We start from the raw sequence: 18024 nt of genomic DNA on the forward strand, positions 1-18024 counted from the left end.
CGGTGGAGTGAGCGCGGGCGGGACAACGGTGCGCAGAGGAGCCGAACGGTCGCAGCCTGTGGATAACTCCGAGGCTGTCGGCGCGGACCCCTATCGTGGACGCAGTGGTCGAGGCGCGACGTACGGGGGACTGGACGATGGGCGGGACGGGTGTGATGACCGAAGCGGACGCGACGGAGAAGCTGGGGGAGGGCGAGGCACTGGCCACGCTCCACCGGGTCTTCGGGTACGACGCCTTCCGCGGCGAGCAGGAAGCGATCATCGAGCACGTGGTGGCGGGCGGTGACGCCGTCGTCCTGATGCCGACGGGTGGCGGCAAGTCACTCTGCTATCAGATTCCGTCCCTGGTCAGACCGGGCACGGGCGTGGTCGTCTCGCCGCTCATCGCCCTGATGCAGGACCAGGTGGACGCACTGCGCGCGCTGGGCGTGCGCGCCGGCTTCATGAACTCCACGCAGGACTTCGACGAGCGCCGCGTCGTCGAGGCCGAGCTGCTGGCGGGCGAGCTTGACCTGCTCTACCTGGCCCCGGAGCGGCTGCGCCTGGACAGCACACTGGACCTGCTGTCGCGGGCGAAGATCTCCGTCTTCGCGATCGACGAAGCGCACTGCGTGGCCCAGTGGGGTCACGACTTCCGCCCCGACTACCTGGCACTCTCGCTGCTCGGCGAGCGCTGGCCGGACGTCCCGCGCCTCGCGCTGACGGCCACGGCCACACACGCGACGCACAAGGAGATCACCCAGCGCCTGGCCATGCCGCACGCGCGCCACTTCGAGGCGAGCTTCGACCGGCCCAACATCCAGTACCGGATCGTCCCGAAGGCCGACCCCAAGAAGCAGCTGCTGTCGTTCCTGCGCGAGGAGCACGCGGGCGACGCGGGCATCGTGTACTGCCTCTCGCGCAACTCGGTCGAGAAGACCGCCGAGTTCCTCTCCCGCAACGGCGTCGAGGCGGTGCCGTACCACGCGGGCCTGGACGCGGGCACCCGCGCCGCGCACCAGTCGCGCTTCCTGCGCGAAGAGGGCCTGGTCGTCGTCGCCACGATCGCCTTCGGCATGGGCATCGACAAACCCGACGTGCGGTTCGTCGCCCACCTCGACCTGCCCAAGTCGGTGGAGGGGTATTACCAGGAGACGGGCCGCGCGGGCCGCGACGGACAGCCGTCCACGGCATGGATGGCGTACGGCCTGCAGGACGTCGTGCAGCAGCGCAAGCTGATCCAGGGCTCCGAGGGCGACGAGGCGTTCCGCCGGCGGGCCGCAGCCCACCTGGACTCGATGCTGGCGCTGTGCGAGACGGCCCAGTGCCGGCGTTCCCAGCTGCTGGCCTACTTCGGCCAGGACCCGCACACCCCGGCGTGCGGCAACTGCGACACCTGCCTGACGCCGCCCGAGACCTGGGACGGCACGGTCGCGGCGCAGAAGCTGCTGTCGACGGTGGTGCGGTTGCAGCGGGAGCGCGGGCAGAAGTTCGGCGCGCTCCAGATCGTCGACATCCTGCTGGGGCGCCGGACCGCCAAGGTGATCCAGTTCGACCACGACCAGCTGTCCGTGTTCGGCATCGGCGAGGATTTGTCGGAGCCCGAATGGCGCGGTGTCGTACGGCAGTTGCTCGCGCAGGGGCTGCTCGCCGTCGAGGGCGAGTACGGGACACTGGTGCTGACCGAGGAGAGCGGGACGGTGCTGAGGCGCGAGCGCGACGTGCCGTTGCGCAAGGAGCAGCCGAAGCCGGCCACCTCCCGTTCCTCCGCGTCGCCCCGGGGCGAACGCAAGGCCAAGGCCGTTGTGGAGCTGCCGCAGGAACTCGTCCCCGCCTTCGAGGCCCTGCGAGCGTGGCGTGCCGAGCAGGCCAAGGAACAGGGCGTCCCGGCGTACGTCATCTTCCACGACGCCACGCTCCGGGAGATCGCGACGGTGTGGCCCACCTCCGTGGCGGACCTCGGGGGTATCAGCGGGGTGGGCGAGAAGAAGCTCGCGACGTACGGCGCGGGCGTGGTCGGGGTGCTCGCCGCCCTGGGCGGCGCCCCCGGAGGGGCGCCGGCTCCCGCGGCCGACGAGGCGCCGGACCCGGACTGGCCGGAGATGGACGCGGAGCCGGAGCCGGAGGACTGGATGTAGCACCGCGCCCGAAACCCGGGTCCCGGGCCTCGGGGCGCAGGACAGGGCCTCGTCGGGCGGTGCCCCCGCGCCTCGCCTCGCCGGGCTGGGCCGGGCGCGGGGTGCGCGGGAGCGGGGCGGGGGGTACTAGCGGATGCGGCCCGTCACCTCGCCGAGGGCGACTCGGGTGCCATTCGGGCCGGGAGCCCAGGCGGTCATCGTCACCTCGTCGCCGTCCTCGAGGAAGGTCCGCTTGCCGGTGGGGAGCTCGAGGGGCTCGCGGCCGTTCCAGGTGAGTTCGAGGAGGGAGCCGCGTTCCTGCGGCGAGGGCCCGCTGACCGTTCCCGAGCCGTACAGGTCGCCGGTGCGCAGGGAGGCTCCGTTGACCGTCATGTGGGCCAGTTGCTGGGCGGCCGTCCAGTACATGGTGGAGAAGGGCGGCTCCGAGACGACGTGGCCGTTGATGGCGACGGAGATGCGGAGGTCGTAGCCGCCGGGGTCCTCCGCGGAGTCGTCCAGGTAGGGAAGAAGGGGGTGCGTGCGGACCGGAGACGCGACACGGGCGTCGTCCAGGGCGTCGAGCGGGGTGACCCACGCCGACACCGAGGTGGCGAAGGACTTGCCGAGGAAGGGACCGAGCGGGACGTACTCCCAGGCCTGGATGTCGCGCGCCGACCAGTCGTTGAGGAGGCAGAGGCCGAAGACGTGGTCGCGGAAGTCGGCGAGGGGCACCGGAGTGCCGAGGGGCGAGGGGGCGCCGACCACGAAGCCGACCTCGGCCTCGATGTCGAGCCGGACGGACGGACCGAAGGCGGGCACCGTGTCCGTGGGGGCCTTGCGCTGGCCCGACGGACGCACCACCTCCGTACCCGACACCACCACCGTGCCCGCGCGGCCGTGGTAGCCGATCGGCAGGTGCTTCCAGTTGGGGGTGAGGGAGTCCGCGGCGTCGGGGCGGAAGATCTGTCCGACGTTACGGGCGTGGTTCTCGGAGGCGTAGAAGTCGACGTAGTCCGCGACCTCGAACGGGAGGTGCAGGGTCACCTCGGAGAGCGGGTACAGATGGGGCTCCACGGTCTCCCGGTGGGCCGGGACCGTCACCCAGCCCGTCAGCGCGCGGCGCACGTCGGACCAGGCCGTACGGCCCGCCGCGAGCAGCGGGTTCAGGTTCGGCCGCGCGAGCAGCTCGGCGTACGGGGAGCCGAGTGCCCGGGCCGCCGCGCCCGCGTCGAGGACGTGGTCGCCGAGCCGGACACCGACGCTCCGTTCGGACGAGCCGGCCCGGGAGAAGACGCCGTAGGGGAGGTTGTGCGGGCCGAAGGGATCGCCCTCGGGGACATCGAAGGGGGGCATCGGGTGGTGCCTCGCTTTCGTGGTCGTACGCGCCGTGATCCATGTGTTCCACGCGTTCCGTGTGGTCGCGGCACACGTTACGGGGGAGTGACCGTGCTGTGGCAGTGCCTAAAGAGTTCGCAATGTCCGAATAGGCCTTGTCGGACGCGGCAATTCCGGCTTAGCGTCCTTTGGGGACATGGACGGGGTGGGTCCGGTCCGTAGGGGGGACACGTGGGGGACCCGTGGCCAGGGGCGTCAGTGGAGTGCCGGTCGACGCCGACCGGGACGTTCCCGGGCTGATAGTGAAATTCGGTGACTATCCGCTGCACCACGGAGGAGTGGGCGCCATCCGGAGCCTGGGCCGCCTGGGCATACCGATGTACGCGATCACCGAGGACCGTTACACGCCTGCCGCGGCCTCACGCTATCTGCGCCGTGCCTTCGTCTGGCCGACGACGGGGACGGAGGAGCCGGAGCGCCTGGTCGAGGGGCTGTTGCGGATCGGCCGTCGCATAGGGCGGCCGACGGTGCTCGTCCCGACGGACGAGGAGGCCGCCGTCCTGATAGCGGAACACCAGGAGGAGCTCGCGGAGCGCTTTCTCTTTCCTCGGGTGGACGCCAAACTGCCCCGCCGCCTCGCCAGCAAGCAGGGCCTGCACGAGCTGTGCGTGGAGCACGGCATTCCCAGTCCGGCGGCCGCCTTTCCCCAGTCGTACGAGGAGATCGAGCGCTTCGCCGCCTCGGCCCGCTTCCCTCTCGTGGCCAAGAACCGGGAGGCGTTCGTGCGCCGCAGCCGGCCCGCGGTCAACGGGACGACGAGGATCGCGACCCGGGAGGGGCTGCTGGCACTCGCCCGGGACTGGGGCGGGAACCCGGGTGTCATCCTCCAGGAGTACCTGCCCAGGGAGGAGGCGGAGGACTGGATCGTGCACGCGTACTTCGACGCGGACTCGACGCCGCTCGCGATGTTCACGGGCGTGAAAGTCCGCTCCTGGCCACCGCACGCGGGCATGACGGCGAACGCGTACGTCGTCGACAATCCGGAACTCGCGGACCTCGCCGCACGTTTCATCAAACAGATCGGCTTCAGCGGCGTCATCGACCTCGACCTGCGCTTCGACCGCCGCGACGGGCAGTACAAGCTTCTCGACTTCAACCCCCGCATGGGCGCGCAGTTCCGGCTCTTCGAGAACGAGTCGGGGATCGACGTCGTCCGGGCCATGCACCTCGACCTGACCGGGCGCACCGTTCCCGAGGGGGAACAGCGGGCCGGCCACCGGTACATCGTGGAGAACATCGACCTGCCGGCCCTGCTCGCCTACCGGCGCAGCGGCTACACCACCCCGCACGCGCCGGCGCGCGCGAGCGGTACGGAGCTGGCCTGGCTCGCGGGTGACGACCTGCGGCCGTTCTTCACGATGCTCGCGCGCTTCGTGCGGCCGGGCGCGAGACATCTGTACCAGCTGTGGCGGACCAACCGCCGCGGCAGCAGTACCAGTACGACCACGAAGTGACGGAAGAACGTCCTGGGGAGGGGACTTCGTGATTCATCCGGTAGCAGTCATCGGTGCGGGCCCGTTCGGCCTGTCCACCGCCGCCCATCTGCGGGCGCGCGGCATTCCGGTGCGTGTCTTCGGCCGGCCCATGGTGAGCTGGCGCGACCACATGCCCGAGGGGATGCTCCTCAAATCGACCCCGGCCGCTTCCAGCATCGACGCCCCGCAGCCGGGCCACACACTCCGTGACTACTGCGACGCCGCCGGGATACCGCGGCTCGTCACGGACGAGGACATCATCCCGGTCGAGACGTTCATCGCCTACGGGGAGTGGTTCCAGCGGCAGCTCGTGCCCGAGCTGGAGCAGGTGCGGGTCGTCTCCGTCGACCGACGGGGCGCCGACGGATTCGAGCTGAAGCTGGACTCGGGGGAGTCGTTCACGGCACGCGCGGTCGTCGTGGCCACCGGACTGTACGGCCTCGCCCATCTGCCGCCCGAGCTCGGTGAGGCGGCGGCGGACGGACCGGCGCCCACCGGCCCCGTCTCGCACAGCTCCCAGCACCACGACCTCACCCGGTTCTCCGGCAGGGAACTGATCGTCGTCGGCGCGGGACAGTCCGCCCTGGAGACGGCCGCGCTGGCGGCGGAGGCGGGCGCGCAGGTGCGCGTGGTGTCCCGGGGCCGGGGCAGGGTCGCCTTCGGCGCACCGCCCTGGGGACAGCCGAAGCTGCGCCCGGAGTCGCCCTTCGGGCGCGCCTGGTCGCTGTGGGCGCTCAGCTACTACCCGCACCCCTACCGCTACCTGCCCGCCGAAGCCCGCCACTATCTCGTCCGCCGGGTGCTCGGCCCGCTCGGCGCGTGGTGGCTCCGGGACCGCTTCGAGGGCAAGGTCGAGGTCAGCGAGATCGCCCGGATCGAGCGTGCCTCGGTCTCCGGGAGCCGCCCGGTGCTCTCCGTGCGGACCCTGGGCGGTGCGCCCGAGGAGCTCGCGGCGGACCACGTCATCGCGGCGACGGGCTATCGCGTCGACATCGCCGCGATGGACTTCCTGGGACACGCGTTGCGGACGGAGCTGGCGGTGAGCCGAGGCACCCCGAAGCTCGGTGCCGGATACCGGTCCTCGGTGCCCGGGCTGTACTTCACGGGGTTGCCGGCGGCGGCCTCGTACGGGCCGGTGATGCGGTTCGTGTGCGGGACGGAGTTCGCTTCGCCGCGATTGGCCAGGCACTTGGCGGCGGCTCACGGTTGAGGCGGCGTACGGCGTCGGGTGTCCGGCGGGCGGGGCGGTGGCGGGGGCCACGGCCCCGACGCCACCGAGAGGTGACCGGCCGTGCGCGTTCCGTAACGTGCCTGTCCACGGCGGGTGTTGAAGCCGGTGTCGCGGCGCTCTCGGGCGCCCGGCACGGCGGATCGGAGTGTGTGTGACGTCGTCGGGCGCGCGTGGCCCGTGCGGTGAACGGCGTTGCTGACGGGATACCGGACGTCGTCCGGTTCACGCCGGGCCGATGAGTCGTCGGATCCGTATTCTTCGGATCATGGCCGCTCCGACTGCATATTCACTCATCGCCACTGACCTGGACGGAACGCTGCTGTGCGGCGACGACACGCTCTCCGACCGGACCCGGGCGGCGTTGGCGAGGGCGGTGGAGGCGGGCGCCCGCCATCTGGTCGTGACGGGGCGCCCGGCGCCGAGGGTGCGCCCGCTCCTCGGTGAACTCGGTGGTGCGGGACTGGCGGTGTGCGGGCAGGGGGCGCAGCTCTACGACGCGAGCGAGGACCGTCTGCTGTGGTCGGTGACCCTGGACAGGGAACTCGCGGAGACGGCGCTCGGAAAGATCGAGGCGGAGGTCGGGCTGCTGTACGCCGCGGTGGACCAGGACGGCGTGGACGGACTGACACTCATCGAGCCCGGCTACGTGATGCCGCACCCGACGCTTCCCGCGGCACGGGTCGGGCGCCGCGACGACCTCTGGACGGAGCCGATCAGCAAGGTGCTGCTGCGCCACCCGCTGCTGTCCGACGACGAGTTGGCCGCGGCGGCCAGGGCAGTGGTGGGTTCCCTGGCCACCGTCACCATGTCGGGGCCCGGCACGGTCGAACTCCAGCCATGCGGGGTGACCAAGGCGACGGGCCTTGCTCTCGCCGCCGCCCATCTCGGGCTGGCCTCCGAAGCCACCATCGCCTTCGGTGACATGCCCAACGACATCCCCATGTTCGACTGGGCCGCCCACGGGGTCGCCATGGCCAACGCCCACCCGGAACTCAAGGCGGTGGCCGACGAGGTGACGCTGTCGAACGAGGACGACGGGATCGCGGTGGTGCTGGAGCGGCTGTTCCCGCTCTCCGCGCCGTGGCCCTGGTAACCCGTGGCCCTGGTAAGCCGTGGTCCCAGTTACCCGTGGCCCTGGTTACCCGTGGCCCCGACTACCCGGGGCTACGGACCCCCGTTGCCCCGGTCGCCCGTCGTTCTGGCTTCCCGGGGTGCCGGAAGTCCGGTCCGGCACCCCGGTCTCGTGGCGTCCGGTCAGTAGGCGCCGTTGACGTTGTCGATCGAGCCGTACTTCGCCGCGGCGTAGTTGCAGGCGGCGGTGATGTTCGCGACCGGGTCGTACGAGTCCATGGACGTGCCGGGCACGTGGTAGGCCTTGAACGTCGGGTCGATGACCTGGAGCAGGCCCTTGGAGGGGATACCGGCGGCGGCGTTGGAGTCCCAGTTGTTGATGGCCTTGGGGTTTCCGGAGGACTCCCGCATGACGTTGCGGTGGATGCCGTTGTACGTGCCCGGGATTCCGTTCTTGGCCATGATGTCCAGCGACTGCTTGATCCAGCCGTCGAGGTCGTTCGTGTACGTCTTCGCGGCGGCGGTGGTCGCGGTCTTGACCGCCGTGGTCTTGGCCGCCGTGGTCGTGGACTTCGTGGACTTCGTGGTCTTGGCGACCGCCGCCGTGACCTTTGCCGACTTTGTGGCGTTCTGGACGGTTTTCGTGCCGACCGTCAGGGTGAGGCCCGGGCGGAGCGCCGACGGGTTGGGGCCGATGACCGCGCTGTTGGCCTCGTACAGCTTCTTCCAGCCGCCGCTGGAGGGGTACTCCCGCGCGATCTTGGCCAGGGTGTCGCCCGTGACCACCTTGTAGGTGACGAGCTGGACGTCGGAGGCGCCCGTGGCGGCCTGTGCGCAGGTGGCGCCCAGGAGCGGGAGGGCGAGTACCGCCGCGCCCGTGCCCGCAGCGAGAATGCCGCGAACGAGGGTGCTGCGAGTCTTCGGGTGGCAGTGTCTACCTGCTGCGGCCATGACGTGTTTCCTCTCCGGCGCCTGCGAGGTGAGCTGTCGGGTTCGGGCGGGAGCTGCCCGGCCGCACGGTGAGTGCGACTTCACCCCTAGCCGTTCCGAACTTCGGATCGGCGGCTTACCTGGGTCCCCCGCTCCTGCCGTGCGTGTGTGGTCGGGTGTGGTTCCGGTCGGCGGCAGGATTGGGCGGTCCGTCCGGAGTGACGTGAAGGTATGCGAGAGCACATGTCCGAAACAAGCCTTGATGTCGCGGTGTAGATCGTTTTCACCAGGACATAAGGGCGGATGAATTGCCCGATTAATCCGGAATGCTTCGCTCAACTTGGCTTATGCAAACGGGTAGTCGCTGGACGGGCTCGCGAGGTGGATGACCTTCGCGCGTGACCCAACTCACTCGATCCGGCAGGAATAAAGCGGCAATGGCGGCAAGTCGGGCATATAAGGCGCGAATAAAAGGCCGCTGAGCCCCTGGTCGGAGCCGTGCGCACCGTTCGTACGGACGGGTCTGTGCAGGGGTCGCCGTGGGGAGCCGGCCCTCGGCGGCCCTGAAGTGGAGTCCGTAGGGCCGGTGTTCGGGATGTGCGTGCCGCTTCGGGCCGGGATGAGGGCTGAACTTCGGGCCGTGTGGCCCCTGTTGGTTCTGTCCGGGGCATCCGCCCGCGTGATGCCGAAGCGCGTGACCCTCTCCTGCCCGTCCGCGAGAGCGGGCGGGTGTCCCTCGCCGGGGTCCGTCAGGGATTCACCGGTCCACGCTCTGTCCCGCGGGGCCGCCGAGGAGGCTGCCGGGGCTTCGGCCCGCGGCGAGTGGGATCCGCCGCCTCCGCGTCCGATGGAGGCCACCTCGTCGCCGCCCTCGCGGGTCCAGCTCGCTGGAGGGTGAAGTCCCTTGTGCCGCAGGTGACTTCGGAGCGGGACTCGCCCCGCGCGTCCCAGGCCGGTCCCGGACGACGCGGACGGATCGACCGGGAGGAGCGGGCGCGGGTGCTCAGAGGTCCGGCTTCCCGGACGGAGTACGCCCCCCGCGCGCCCTCCGTGTGGTCGAGGCCGTCCGGACGGGCACGGGTGCCGCAGTGGCGGGGACGGCTTCGTGTGATCGCGGGGTCGAACTCCCCTGCCTGCAACGTGCGTTCGAGGGAACTGGCCGACGGGTGCAGGTGAAGTCGGCCTCCGGGCCCGGCTCTGGCCAAAGCCAGGGCCGGTAGGAGGAGGAGAGGGGCAGAGGGAGGAAGGGGCGTGACGGCCGGGCGGGACGGCGCAGCCGATGGCGGTCAGGTCGAAACGTACGTTCTCCGTAGTGCTCGGCTTCGAGGGGGCCGCCCGATCACGGCGGTCGCGCACTGACAGGTGCGGGGCACCCCGAGTGACCAGGGTCGAGGCGCCGTCAAGGGCCGCGTCGCACACCGGGGCGATCACCCGGCCCCGACCCTCCCGGTGGTCCGGCGGCAGGTCCGCGTCGTCTCCGCCGGGGCGGAAGCGACCCGCGTCCACGCCGGTGTGCTGAGGGGAGCGCCCGAGCACCGGCGCACCCCGGAGCGCGTACGCGACGGGGGTGACCAAGGGGGAGGACCAGGGGGTGACGCCCACCCGGCGGCCGGGCAGGGAGGCGCAGGTCGTCGCTGGTGGGCGCGCGTCCATGACGTAGGGGCGCGGAAAGGGCTCCGGCAGCACCGGGCCCGGCGGGAGGCTCTGGATCAGGCGCGGTACCGAGTCGCGCGGCGGGTCGTGCCAACCCGCTGCGGGTCGCGCCAACCGCCCACCGCCGGGACGGCCGCACGGTTCGGAGCCGCCCCCGTGGACGCCGCCGTCGCCCCCGTACGCGTCCTGGGCCGGGCGCGACAGCCACGTATGGATGAACGGGTCCACCGTCTCCGGGCGGTTCACCCGGATGTCGCGCCACATCACCTGGCCGGCGTGCGCGGGGTCGGCGGTCGGGCGACGTGGGCGAGTCCCGCGGCCTGCGTACAGCCGGGTGCCGTCCGCCGGAGGGATCCAGACGTCCTCGTGAGTCGTCTCGTAGGGGAACGCCGTACGGGTGTACATGCTGTTCTCGGTGCTCACGGGTGATTCGGTTTATCTACTGCCATACCGGCCCATCAGGAACATACCGTTCGTGGTAGGCCGCCGCCCAGACGTGGGACTGCGTGGGGCCGCCTGCCTCTCGGGGGCATCGGACGCCGGGGGAGAGGGAAGTCGGGAGGAAGTCGACAGTGGGGACGGTGGGCGCTCGTGGTGATCGAAACGTGACCGGATACGCTGACTTGAGTGATGGCAGCGACACATCGACAAACCGTGTCATCGACCGAATGATCGACCGAGTTCGCCATGTGATCGTCAGCAGACAGGAGAACCTCTCGTGACCGTCGTCGGGCCGTTCGGGCTGAGCGTGCGGGACCAGGCTCTCGAAGCCGATGTCCAGGCCGGATTGGCGGCTGTCGAGGAGGGCTTGCTCGAAGTCACCAAGAGCGAGGTCCCCTTCATCACGGAAGCCGCGCAGCATCTCCTGCGGGCCGGCGGGAAGCGGTTCCGTCCGCTGCTCGTGATGCTCGCGGCGCAGTTCGGTGACCCCTACGCGCCGGGTGTCGTGCCCTCGGCCGTGGTCGTCGAACTGACCCATCTCGCCACGCTGTACCACGACGACGTGATGGACGAGGCCGACGCGCGACGCGGGGTGCCCAGCGCGAACACCCGCTGGGGCAACTCGGTCGCGGTCCTCACCGGCGATTTTCTCTTCGCGCGCGCGTCGCACACGCTGGCCGACCTCGGGCCCGAGGCCGTCCGCGTCCAGGCCGAGGCGTTCGAGCGGCTGGTCACCGGACAGATCCTGGAGACGGCGGGTCCGCGTGACGGGCGGGACCCGGTCGAGCACTACCTCGACGTGCTCAGCGGCAAGACCGGTTCGCTGGTCGCCGTGGCGTGCCGGTTCGGCGCGATGATGTCCGGGGCCGACGAGACGGTCGTGGACGTGCTGACGCAGTACGGGGAGCGGCTGGGCGTGGCCTTCCAGCTGGCGGACGACGTGCTGGACATCGCGTCCGACTCGCACGAGTCGGGCAAGACGCCCGGGACGGATCTGCGCGAGGGCATTCCCACGCTGCCGGTGCTGCGGTTGCGGGAGCGGGCGGAGCGGCTCGGTCTCGCCGAGGACATCGCACTGTGCGAGCTGCTGGACTCCGACCTCACGGACGACGACCGGCACGCCGAAGCGCTGGCCCGGCTGCGGGCGCACCCGGCGCTGGAGCAGGCGCGGCGGGACACCGTGCGGTACGCGGAGGAGGCCCGGGCCGCGGTGGCTCCGTTGCCGGAGTGCGACGCGAAGGCGGCTTTGGTGGAGCTCGTGGACGCGGTGGTGCACCGGGCGGGCTGACGTCCTCCTCGATGTGACGTCCGTCACACGATGGGATGGATGGAGTCCAGGCTCGAATGGTTCCGTGTTGATGCGCGGTAGCTGACGCAGGGGGCGTCAGTGGCGGCACGGGGGGAAAGCGGAAGAATGTAATCGAACGCTATGTTCGATGTGTTCCGTGCGGCCATGCGGCCGTGGTCTGTACGTTCCGTACGTTCAGTACGTGTCGCAAGGAAACCTGACCCTGGCCGGCGTCGCGATGTTCTCGGCGACCCCTACGGGTCACGGTCGGCACCGCCTCCCCGTGTCATACCGCAGGAGTACGTGGAGTTGCGTCCGGGGTCTGACGCATCTCTCCGCCCGATTTGGTCATATGGAGAGCACCACTCCTCACCGGTTCGGGTGAGAATGGCGGCTATAGGGGTGGGGAAGCGCAGGATGGCAGGCCGCCGCCGACGACGGAGGTAAGGCACACATGGCACCGAACGATTCCGACAGGACCGCCGGGGCGGAAAGGCTGCGCGACGAGGCCGACGAGATGCGCGCCGGCCGCCGCAAGGCAGCGCGGTACGTCGTCCCGGTCGCGGTGGTGGGGGTGGCGGCGGCGACCATCGGGCTCGTCCCGGCGCTCGCCGACTCCGGTGACCCCAGCCTGCCGAAGATCACCGCGCAGCAGCTCGTCGAGAAGATCGCCAAGTCCGACGTCCAGCAGCTCTCCGGCACGGTCAAGATCAGCACCGACCTCGGGCTGCCCGATCTGGGCGGTCTGGAGAACAGCCTGATGTCCGGCGCCGCCCAGGGTGACGGCGGCTCTTCCGCCGACCCGCAGTCCAAACTCATGGAGCTGGCCTCCGGCACGCACACGCTGCGGGTCGCGGCCGACGGCCCGGACAAGGGCAAGGTCTCCCTGCTGGAGAGCGCCGCCGAGTACAGCGTCATCCGCAACGGCAACGACGTATGGGCGTACGACAGCAAGTCGAACGAGGTGTACCACTCGAAGGCGCCCGCGTCCGACGAGCGGCGCGGGGCGGCGCCCAAGGACGTCCCGAGCACGCCCAAGGAGCTCGCCGACGAGGCCCTGAAGTCGGTCGACGACACGACCTCCGTGACCGTGGACGGCACGGCGCAGGTCGCCGGCCGGGACGCTTACAAGCTGCTCATCAAGCCCAGGCAGTCCGGCTCCACGGTCGGCGCGATCAGCGTCGCGGTGGACGCCAAGACCGGGGTGCCGCTGAAGTTCACGCTCACGCCGGCCGGCGGCGGCGCGGCCGTCGTGGACGCGGGCTTCACCAAGGTCGACTTCTCCAGGCCGGCCGCCTCGACCTTCGACTTCACCCCGCCGAAGGGCGCGAAGGTCACCGAGGGCGACGACCTGGGCAAGGAACTCGGCAACCACGCCGACAAGGGCGACAAGGGCGACAAGGGCGCGAACAAGGGCGAGGGCAGGCACGGCAAGCTCCCGGAGGCCTCCCCGAAGCCCGGTGAGAACCCCGGCAAGGGGCTCGACGGCATGAAGACCATCGGTGAGGGCTGGAGCTCGATCGTCGAGTTCGACACGGGCGGCCAGGGCGTGCCCTCGGGCTCCGCGTCCGACAACAGCCCCGTCTCCGGGTTCCTGGACTCGCTCGGCGACCACGTCTCCGGCAAGTTCGGCTCGGGCACGGTCTTCTCGACCCGCCTGATCAACGCGCTGATCACGGACGACGGCAAGGTGTACGCGGGCGCCGTCACCAAGTCCGCGCTGGTGAAGGCGGCCGACGCCGCCCAGTAGCAGGCGCGTCCGCGAAGCTCGAATCGAGGGAGCCCATGGAGGAACTGTCCGTCGCGGAACCGGACATGGTGGAGACGGTGATCGCCACCCGTGCGCTCACCAAGCGCTACCGCGGCGGGCAGCTCGCCGTCGACGGCCTCGATCTGACCGTTCCGGCGGGCAGCGTCTTCGGCTTCCTAGGGCCGAACGGTTCGGGCAAGACCACCACCATCCGCATGCTGATGGGCCTGATCGAGCCGACCTCGGGCACGGCGCGGGTACTGGGCCGGCCCATGCCCCGCGCCACCCGCGCCGTGCTCCCGCAGGTGGGCGCTCTCATCGAGGGCCCCGCGCTGTACGGCTTCCTCTCCGGCCGCGACAACCTCCTGCGGTACGACGCCGCCGACCCGACCGCCGACCCGCGCACCCGGCGTGCGCGGGTCGCGTCGGCCCTCGACCGGGTCGGACTCACCGCCGCCGCCGGCAAGAAGGCCAAGGCGTACTCGCTCGGCATGAAGCAGCGGCTCGGGCTCGCGGCAGCGCTCCTCCAGCCCCGTCGGCTGCTGGTCCTGGACGAGCCGACCAACGGCCTCGACCCGCAGGGCATGCGGGAGATCCGCTCCCTGGTGCGGGAACTGGCCTCGGACGGCACCACCGTCTTCCTCTCCTCGCATCTGCTCGACGAGATCGAACAGGTGTGCACCCATGCGGCCGTGATGGCGCAGGGGAGACTGATCACGCAGGGCGTGGTGGCCGATCTCGCGGCGGGCGCGCGGGGCCGCCTCGTGGTGACCACGCCCGACCCCGGGGACGCGGCGCGCGTCCTGAAGGAGCAGGGGGTGGGGGACGTGGTGGTGACCGAGACGGGCGTGACGGCCGAGCCGCCGGACCGGGACCGCGAACTCGCCGAACTGAACGCCGCGCTGGTCACGGCGGGCGTCCGGGTACGCGGCTTCGGGGTGGAACGGGCCTCGCTGGAGGACGCGTTCCTGGCGCTGACGGGAGAGGGATTCGATGTCGCGGGCTGAGGTGCCTGCCGGGCGGAACAGGGCGCCGGCCGCGCAGGACAAGGCATCGGCGGCGCAGGGCGGGGCGCAGGCCCCGGGCAGCGGGACGCCGGCCGTGCGGACGCCTCGCGCGCTGTGGACGTTCGGGCTGCTGCGCAGCGAGCTCGTCACGACCTTCCGGCGCTGGCGGACGATCGCGCTGCTGGGCGTGCTCGCGGCCGTACCGGTCCTCATCGGTGTCGCCATCAGGATCGAGACGCGGGACGGCTCGTCGGCGGGCGGCGGAAGCGGCGGGGGACCGGCTTTCATCACGCAGGTCACCAACAACGGCCTGTTCCTGGTGTTCACGGCGCTCGCCGCGACACTGCCCTTCTTCCTGCCGATGGCGATCGGTGTCATCGCGGGCGACGCCATCGCGGGCGAGGCGAACGCCGGGACCCTGCGCTATCTCCTCGTCGCCCCCGCGGGCCGGACCCGCCTGCTGCTCGCCAAGTACGCGACCACGCTGACGTTCTGCCTGGTCGCGACGGTGGTGGTGGCGGTCTCGGCGCTCGCGGTGGGTGCGCTCCTCTTCCCGCTGGGCGAGCTGACGACGATCTCCGGAACGCGGATCGGTCTGGCCGAGGGGCTCGGCCGGGCGTTCCTCATCGCACTGGTCGTCGCCGCGTCACTGATCGGCGTGGCCGCCCTCGGTCTGTTCGTCTCGACGCTGACGAACAGCGGCATCGCGGCGATGGCGACGACGGTCGGGCTCCTCATCACCGTCCAGATCCTCGACCAGATCCCCCAGCTGCACGCTCTCCAGCCGTACTTCTTCTCCCACTACTGGCTGTCCTTCGCCGACCTCATGCGCGACCCGGTGTACTGGGACGACCTCGTCCGCAATCTCGGCCTCCAGGGCCTGTACGCGGTGGTGTTCGGCTCGGCGGCATGGGCGCGGTTCACGGCGAAGGACATCACTGCGTAGTGGGGGAGCGGCCGGAGCGACCGGAGCGGGCGTCCTCAGGGGCGCTTCGCGGACGCGGTCAGCCGGGCCAGCGCGGCGCTCTCGCGCGGCGGCACGGCACCGAGGTCGCCGATCCGCCAGGCCGGCACCCACGGCACCTGGTGGACGTCGATCACGGAGGTCAGCGCCTTGACCCGCTGGGCGAGCGGGCGGGGCAGCCGGCCGGGCGCGTCCGCCACCAGAACGACCGCTTCGAGGTCGAGCCCCGGCGGCGCCTCGCCCCGGCGGAAGATGTCCAGGGTGTACGAGACGGCCTCCAGTCCGGCCGCGTGCGTACGTCCCACGAGGAAGACCGACCACGGCGCGTCGGGCTCGGACCGCGGCCAGTCGCGGCCCGCGTCCAGGCCGCCGAAGACCGTCGCGAGGGTCGAGGTGCCGGCCCCGCCGTGGGTGGCGACCCAGGCGAACCGCCGCGCTCCCGCGAGGACCTGTCCGTGCTCCGCCCGCGGCGGCGCGGCTTCGCCCACCGGCCCGCGGATCCAGATCTCGGGGCCGTCCGGCCCTTGCTGCGCGATTCCCATCGCCAGTCCCCTCCGTCATCGGCGCACCGGTCGTGACGCGCCGGAGTTCACGGCGCCCGGACAGGTTAAGCAGCGGGGGACGGGTTCCTGGAACGAGCCTGTGACGCCATGGTGACGCGAGCACCGGACGGGAACCGGGAGACTGGGGGGCAGGCTGGGCCGGCACCACGGCGACGGGCCCGCGGAAGGGAGTCGAGGATGCGTACGAGGACGTTGTCGCCTTGGCTGTGCCCCGCGCGGGAGCGATCGCGTGGACCGGGCGGTCCGCCGCTCCGTTCTCCCTTGATCACCCTCCCCTGATCACCCCCGAGTGAGGGAACCAATGTCTCGACTCAGCCGCGAACAGAAGCGGGAAATCAAGCGGCAGCGCTCGGCGGGCGTCCCGGGAGGACACGCGGGCGAGCCGGCGCCGGCCCTCGAGGTCCATGTGCCGACGTCAGCCGTGGGCGCCACCGTGGGGGGCGTGCCCCTGGCCGTCACGCCCGGTGAGACCGTCCAGGGCGCCGTCCTGAACCACCTCCACCGGATCGCCCGCGCCACCGGGCGCCCCGTCCTCGCCCGGGTCCACGACGAACGCATCGGCTTCGTCGTCCCGCTCCAGGTGTACGGCGACGGGTCGAGCCGGTACGCGGGCGAGCCGGTACGGGTGGGAACGCCGCCCTCGGCTCCGCCGCCGCTGCCGTCAGCCCTGCCGGCCTCCCCGCCACCGCCGCCGTCCACGGCGCCCGTGGTGCGTCGGGACGCCGGCACGCAGGCGCCGCGACCGGTGCCGGACCGGTCGCCCGAGCCGACACTCGGCCCGGACTCCGGGACGATGCTCGGCCCGGACTCCGGGACGACGCCCGAGCGGGCTGCGCATCCGCTTCCGCTTCCGCTTCCGGAGCCGGCTCCGGAACCCACCTCCCGGCCGGCTCCGGAACCCACCTCCCGGCCGGTCCCGGAAGCCGTCCCGGAAGCAGTCCTGGAGCCGGACTCGGGGGCGGTCCCGGAGCGAGTCCCGGAGCCGGACCGGGAGTTGGCCTCGGAGCGGGACCCACAGCCGAACTCGGAGCCGGACCCACAGCCGAACTCGGAGCCGGACCCACAGCCGGACTCGGAGCCGGACCCACAGCCGGACTCGGAGCCGGGCTCGGAGCCGGACTCGGATCGGGCCTCGGAGTCGGCCTCGAATCGGGCCTCGGACCGGGCCCCGAGCTGGGCTTCGGACCGAGGCCCGGGTCGGACTTCGGACCGGGGTCAGGGTCGGACTTCGGACCGGGGCCAGGATCGAGGCCCTGAGTCGGTCTCGGAGCCGGTCGTCGAGTCGGTCGTGGAGGCGGTCGCCCAGGTGTGGCCCGAGCCGGTCTCCGACGTGGCGCCCGAGCCGGAGCCCGTATCCGGGTCCCTCCCGGAGCCCACGGTCTGGCCCGAGGCGCCGTCGACGCACGTCCTGCGAGTGATCCAGGGGCCGGTGGCCGACGCCCGGCCCGGGGTCGCGGTAGCCCCGACGGGCGAGTTCGGCCCGGCACCGCAGATGCCTCCCGCCCCCGAGCCGCTGCCTCCCTCCCCCGCGCGGGCCACCCCGGCGGCCGGAGTGGTCTTCGCGCGGAATCCGTCGCTGGCCGCGGAGGCCATGACCGTGATGGAGCCCGAGCCGGAGCCGAAGCCCACGCCGGCGCGGGGCTTCGACGCCGTCGCCGAGTCGGTGCTGACACCGGTGGTCGAGACGGAGGGCGCCGCGTTCCTCGCGGAGCCCGTGACGCGGATCAACGAAGCCGTGAAGGAGGGCAGGATCGAAGAGGCCGCGGCGATGGCCGAGCGGACCGTGGCAGAAGCGGCACGGTCGCTGGGACCCGACCATCCCGAGGTGCTGCGCCTGGGCGAACTCTCCGCGTACATCGCCTACTTGGCCGGTGACGCCCTCAGGTCGTTCCATCTGTCGCTCGACCTCGCCCGGGTCCGCCGTCAGCAGCGGGACCCGGACGCCGCGTACGGCAACGTGCAGAGCGCGGCCACGGCCTGGCGCGCCGTCCGTGATCCCGCGCAGGGGATGAACCTCGGACGCGTTCTGATCGAGGTGTGGACCGGGCTCGTGGCCGACGGCGGCCCCGCCGCCGACGACCTCGACCAGCTCGAATCGGCCCGCACCCGCATGGGCCGCCTCGCCGAACGCGCCCGCGCCCGCGAGAGCGCGACCTGAGG

At 71.6% G+C, this 18024-nt stretch carries 12 protein-coding genes and 1 riboswitch; of the genes, 9 read left to right on the plus strand and 3 right to left on the minus strand.

The window, feature by feature from the left end:
* The first annotated feature begins 137 nt into the window (after window positions 1–137).
* On the plus strand, window positions 138–2117 hold the full coding sequence (gene recQ / locus HEP85_RS23295) for a DNA helicase RecQ (protein ID WP_168533934.1): 1980 nt from the start codon (window positions 138–140) through the stop codon (window positions 2115–2117).
* A 126-nt stretch (window positions 2118–2243) separates the two neighbouring features.
* On the opposite strand, the gene fahA is transcribed toward recQ, so the two are convergent.
* Window positions 2244–3449, minus strand: a complete 1206-nt coding sequence (gene fahA / locus HEP85_RS23300; RefSeq protein WP_168529542.1) for a fumarylacetoacetase — start codon at window positions 3447–3449, stop codon at window positions 2244–2246.
* A gap of 224 nt (window positions 3450–3673) precedes the next feature.
* On the opposite strand from fahA, the gene HEP85_RS23305 reads away from it, so the two are divergent.
* The 3 genes from HEP85_RS23305 to HEP85_RS23315 all read left to right on the plus strand — a co-directional run bounded on the left by HEP85_RS23305 (window position 3674) and on the right by HEP85_RS23315 (window position 7290).
* Window positions 3674–4945: an ATP-grasp domain-containing protein gene (locus tag HEP85_RS23305; RefSeq protein WP_369657812.1), complete on the plus strand. Its 1272-nt coding sequence runs from the start codon at window positions 3674–3676 to the stop codon at window positions 4943–4945.
* A gap of 28 nt (window positions 4946–4973) precedes the next feature.
* A complete protein-coding gene (locus tag HEP85_RS23310) occupies window positions 4974–6176 on the plus strand; it encodes an FAD-dependent oxidoreductase (RefSeq protein ID WP_168529544.1) in 1203 nt (400 codons plus the stop codon).
* 286 nt (window positions 6177–6462) lie between these two features.
* On the plus strand, window positions 6463–7290 hold the full coding sequence (locus HEP85_RS23315) for an HAD family hydrolase (protein ID WP_168529546.1): 828 nt from the start codon (window positions 6463–6465) through the stop codon (window positions 7288–7290).
* A 161-nt stretch (window positions 7291–7451) separates the two neighbouring features.
* Here HEP85_RS23315 and HEP85_RS23320 read toward each other — a convergent pair whose 3' ends face one another.
* Complete coding sequence (locus HEP85_RS23320; RefSeq protein ID WP_168529548.1) at window positions 7452–8219, minus strand: LysM peptidoglycan-binding domain-containing protein; 768 nt, start codon at window positions 8217–8219, stop codon at window positions 7452–7454.
* A gap of 3 nt (window positions 8220–8222) precedes the next feature.
* A riboswitch (cyclic di-AMP (ydaO/yuaA leader) is annotated at window positions 8223–8383 on the minus strand.
* Window positions 8384–10569: 2186 nt separating this feature from the next.
* Here HEP85_RS23320 and HEP85_RS23325 point away from each other — a divergent pair.
* From HEP85_RS23325 to HEP85_RS23340, 4 genes are all read left to right on the plus strand, one after another.
* Window positions 10570–11580, plus strand: coding sequence for a polyprenyl synthetase family protein (locus HEP85_RS23325; protein ID WP_148009971.1), 1011 nt, complete (start codon window positions 10570–10572; stop codon window positions 11578–11580).
* A gap of 454 nt (window positions 11581–12034) precedes the next feature.
* Complete coding sequence (locus HEP85_RS23330) at window positions 12035–13330, plus strand: outer membrane lipoprotein carrier protein LolA (RefSeq protein ID WP_168529550.1); 1296 nt, start codon at window positions 12035–12037, stop codon at window positions 13328–13330.
* 35 nt (window positions 13331–13365) lie between these two features.
* The gene (locus HEP85_RS23335; protein WP_168529552.1) at window positions 13366–14337 is read left to right on the plus strand and encodes an ABC transporter ATP-binding protein; all 972 of its coding nucleotides are present in this window, start codon (window positions 13366–13368) and stop codon (window positions 14335–14337) included.
* On the plus strand, window positions 14324–15283 hold the full coding sequence (locus HEP85_RS23340; protein ID WP_168529554.1) for an ABC transporter permease: 960 nt from the start codon (window positions 14324–14326) through the stop codon (window positions 15281–15283). Before HEP85_RS23335 ends, HEP85_RS23340 begins: the two co-directional genes overlap by 14 nt.
* A gap of 35 nt (window positions 15284–15318) precedes the next feature.
* Here HEP85_RS23340 and HEP85_RS23345 read toward each other — a convergent pair whose 3' ends face one another.
* Window positions 15319–15843 carry a DUF6668 family protein gene (locus HEP85_RS23345; protein ID WP_168529556.1) on the minus strand — a complete coding sequence of 175 codons (525 nt, stop codon included), beginning with the start codon at window positions 15841–15843 and terminating at the stop codon, window positions 15319–15321.
* A gap of 322 nt (window positions 15844–16165) precedes the next feature.
* On the opposite strand from HEP85_RS23345, the gene HEP85_RS23350 reads away from it, so the two are divergent.
* Window positions 16166–18022, plus strand: a complete 1857-nt coding sequence (locus tag HEP85_RS23350; protein ID WP_369657813.1) for a hypothetical protein — start codon at window positions 16166–16168, stop codon at window positions 18020–18022.
* The last annotated feature ends 2 nt before the right edge of the window (window positions 18023–18024 follow it).

The organism is Streptomyces sp. RPA4-2, assembly GCF_012273515.2.
GTDB lineage: Bacteria > Actinomycetota > Actinomycetes > Streptomycetales > Streptomycetaceae > Streptomyces > Streptomyces kaempferi.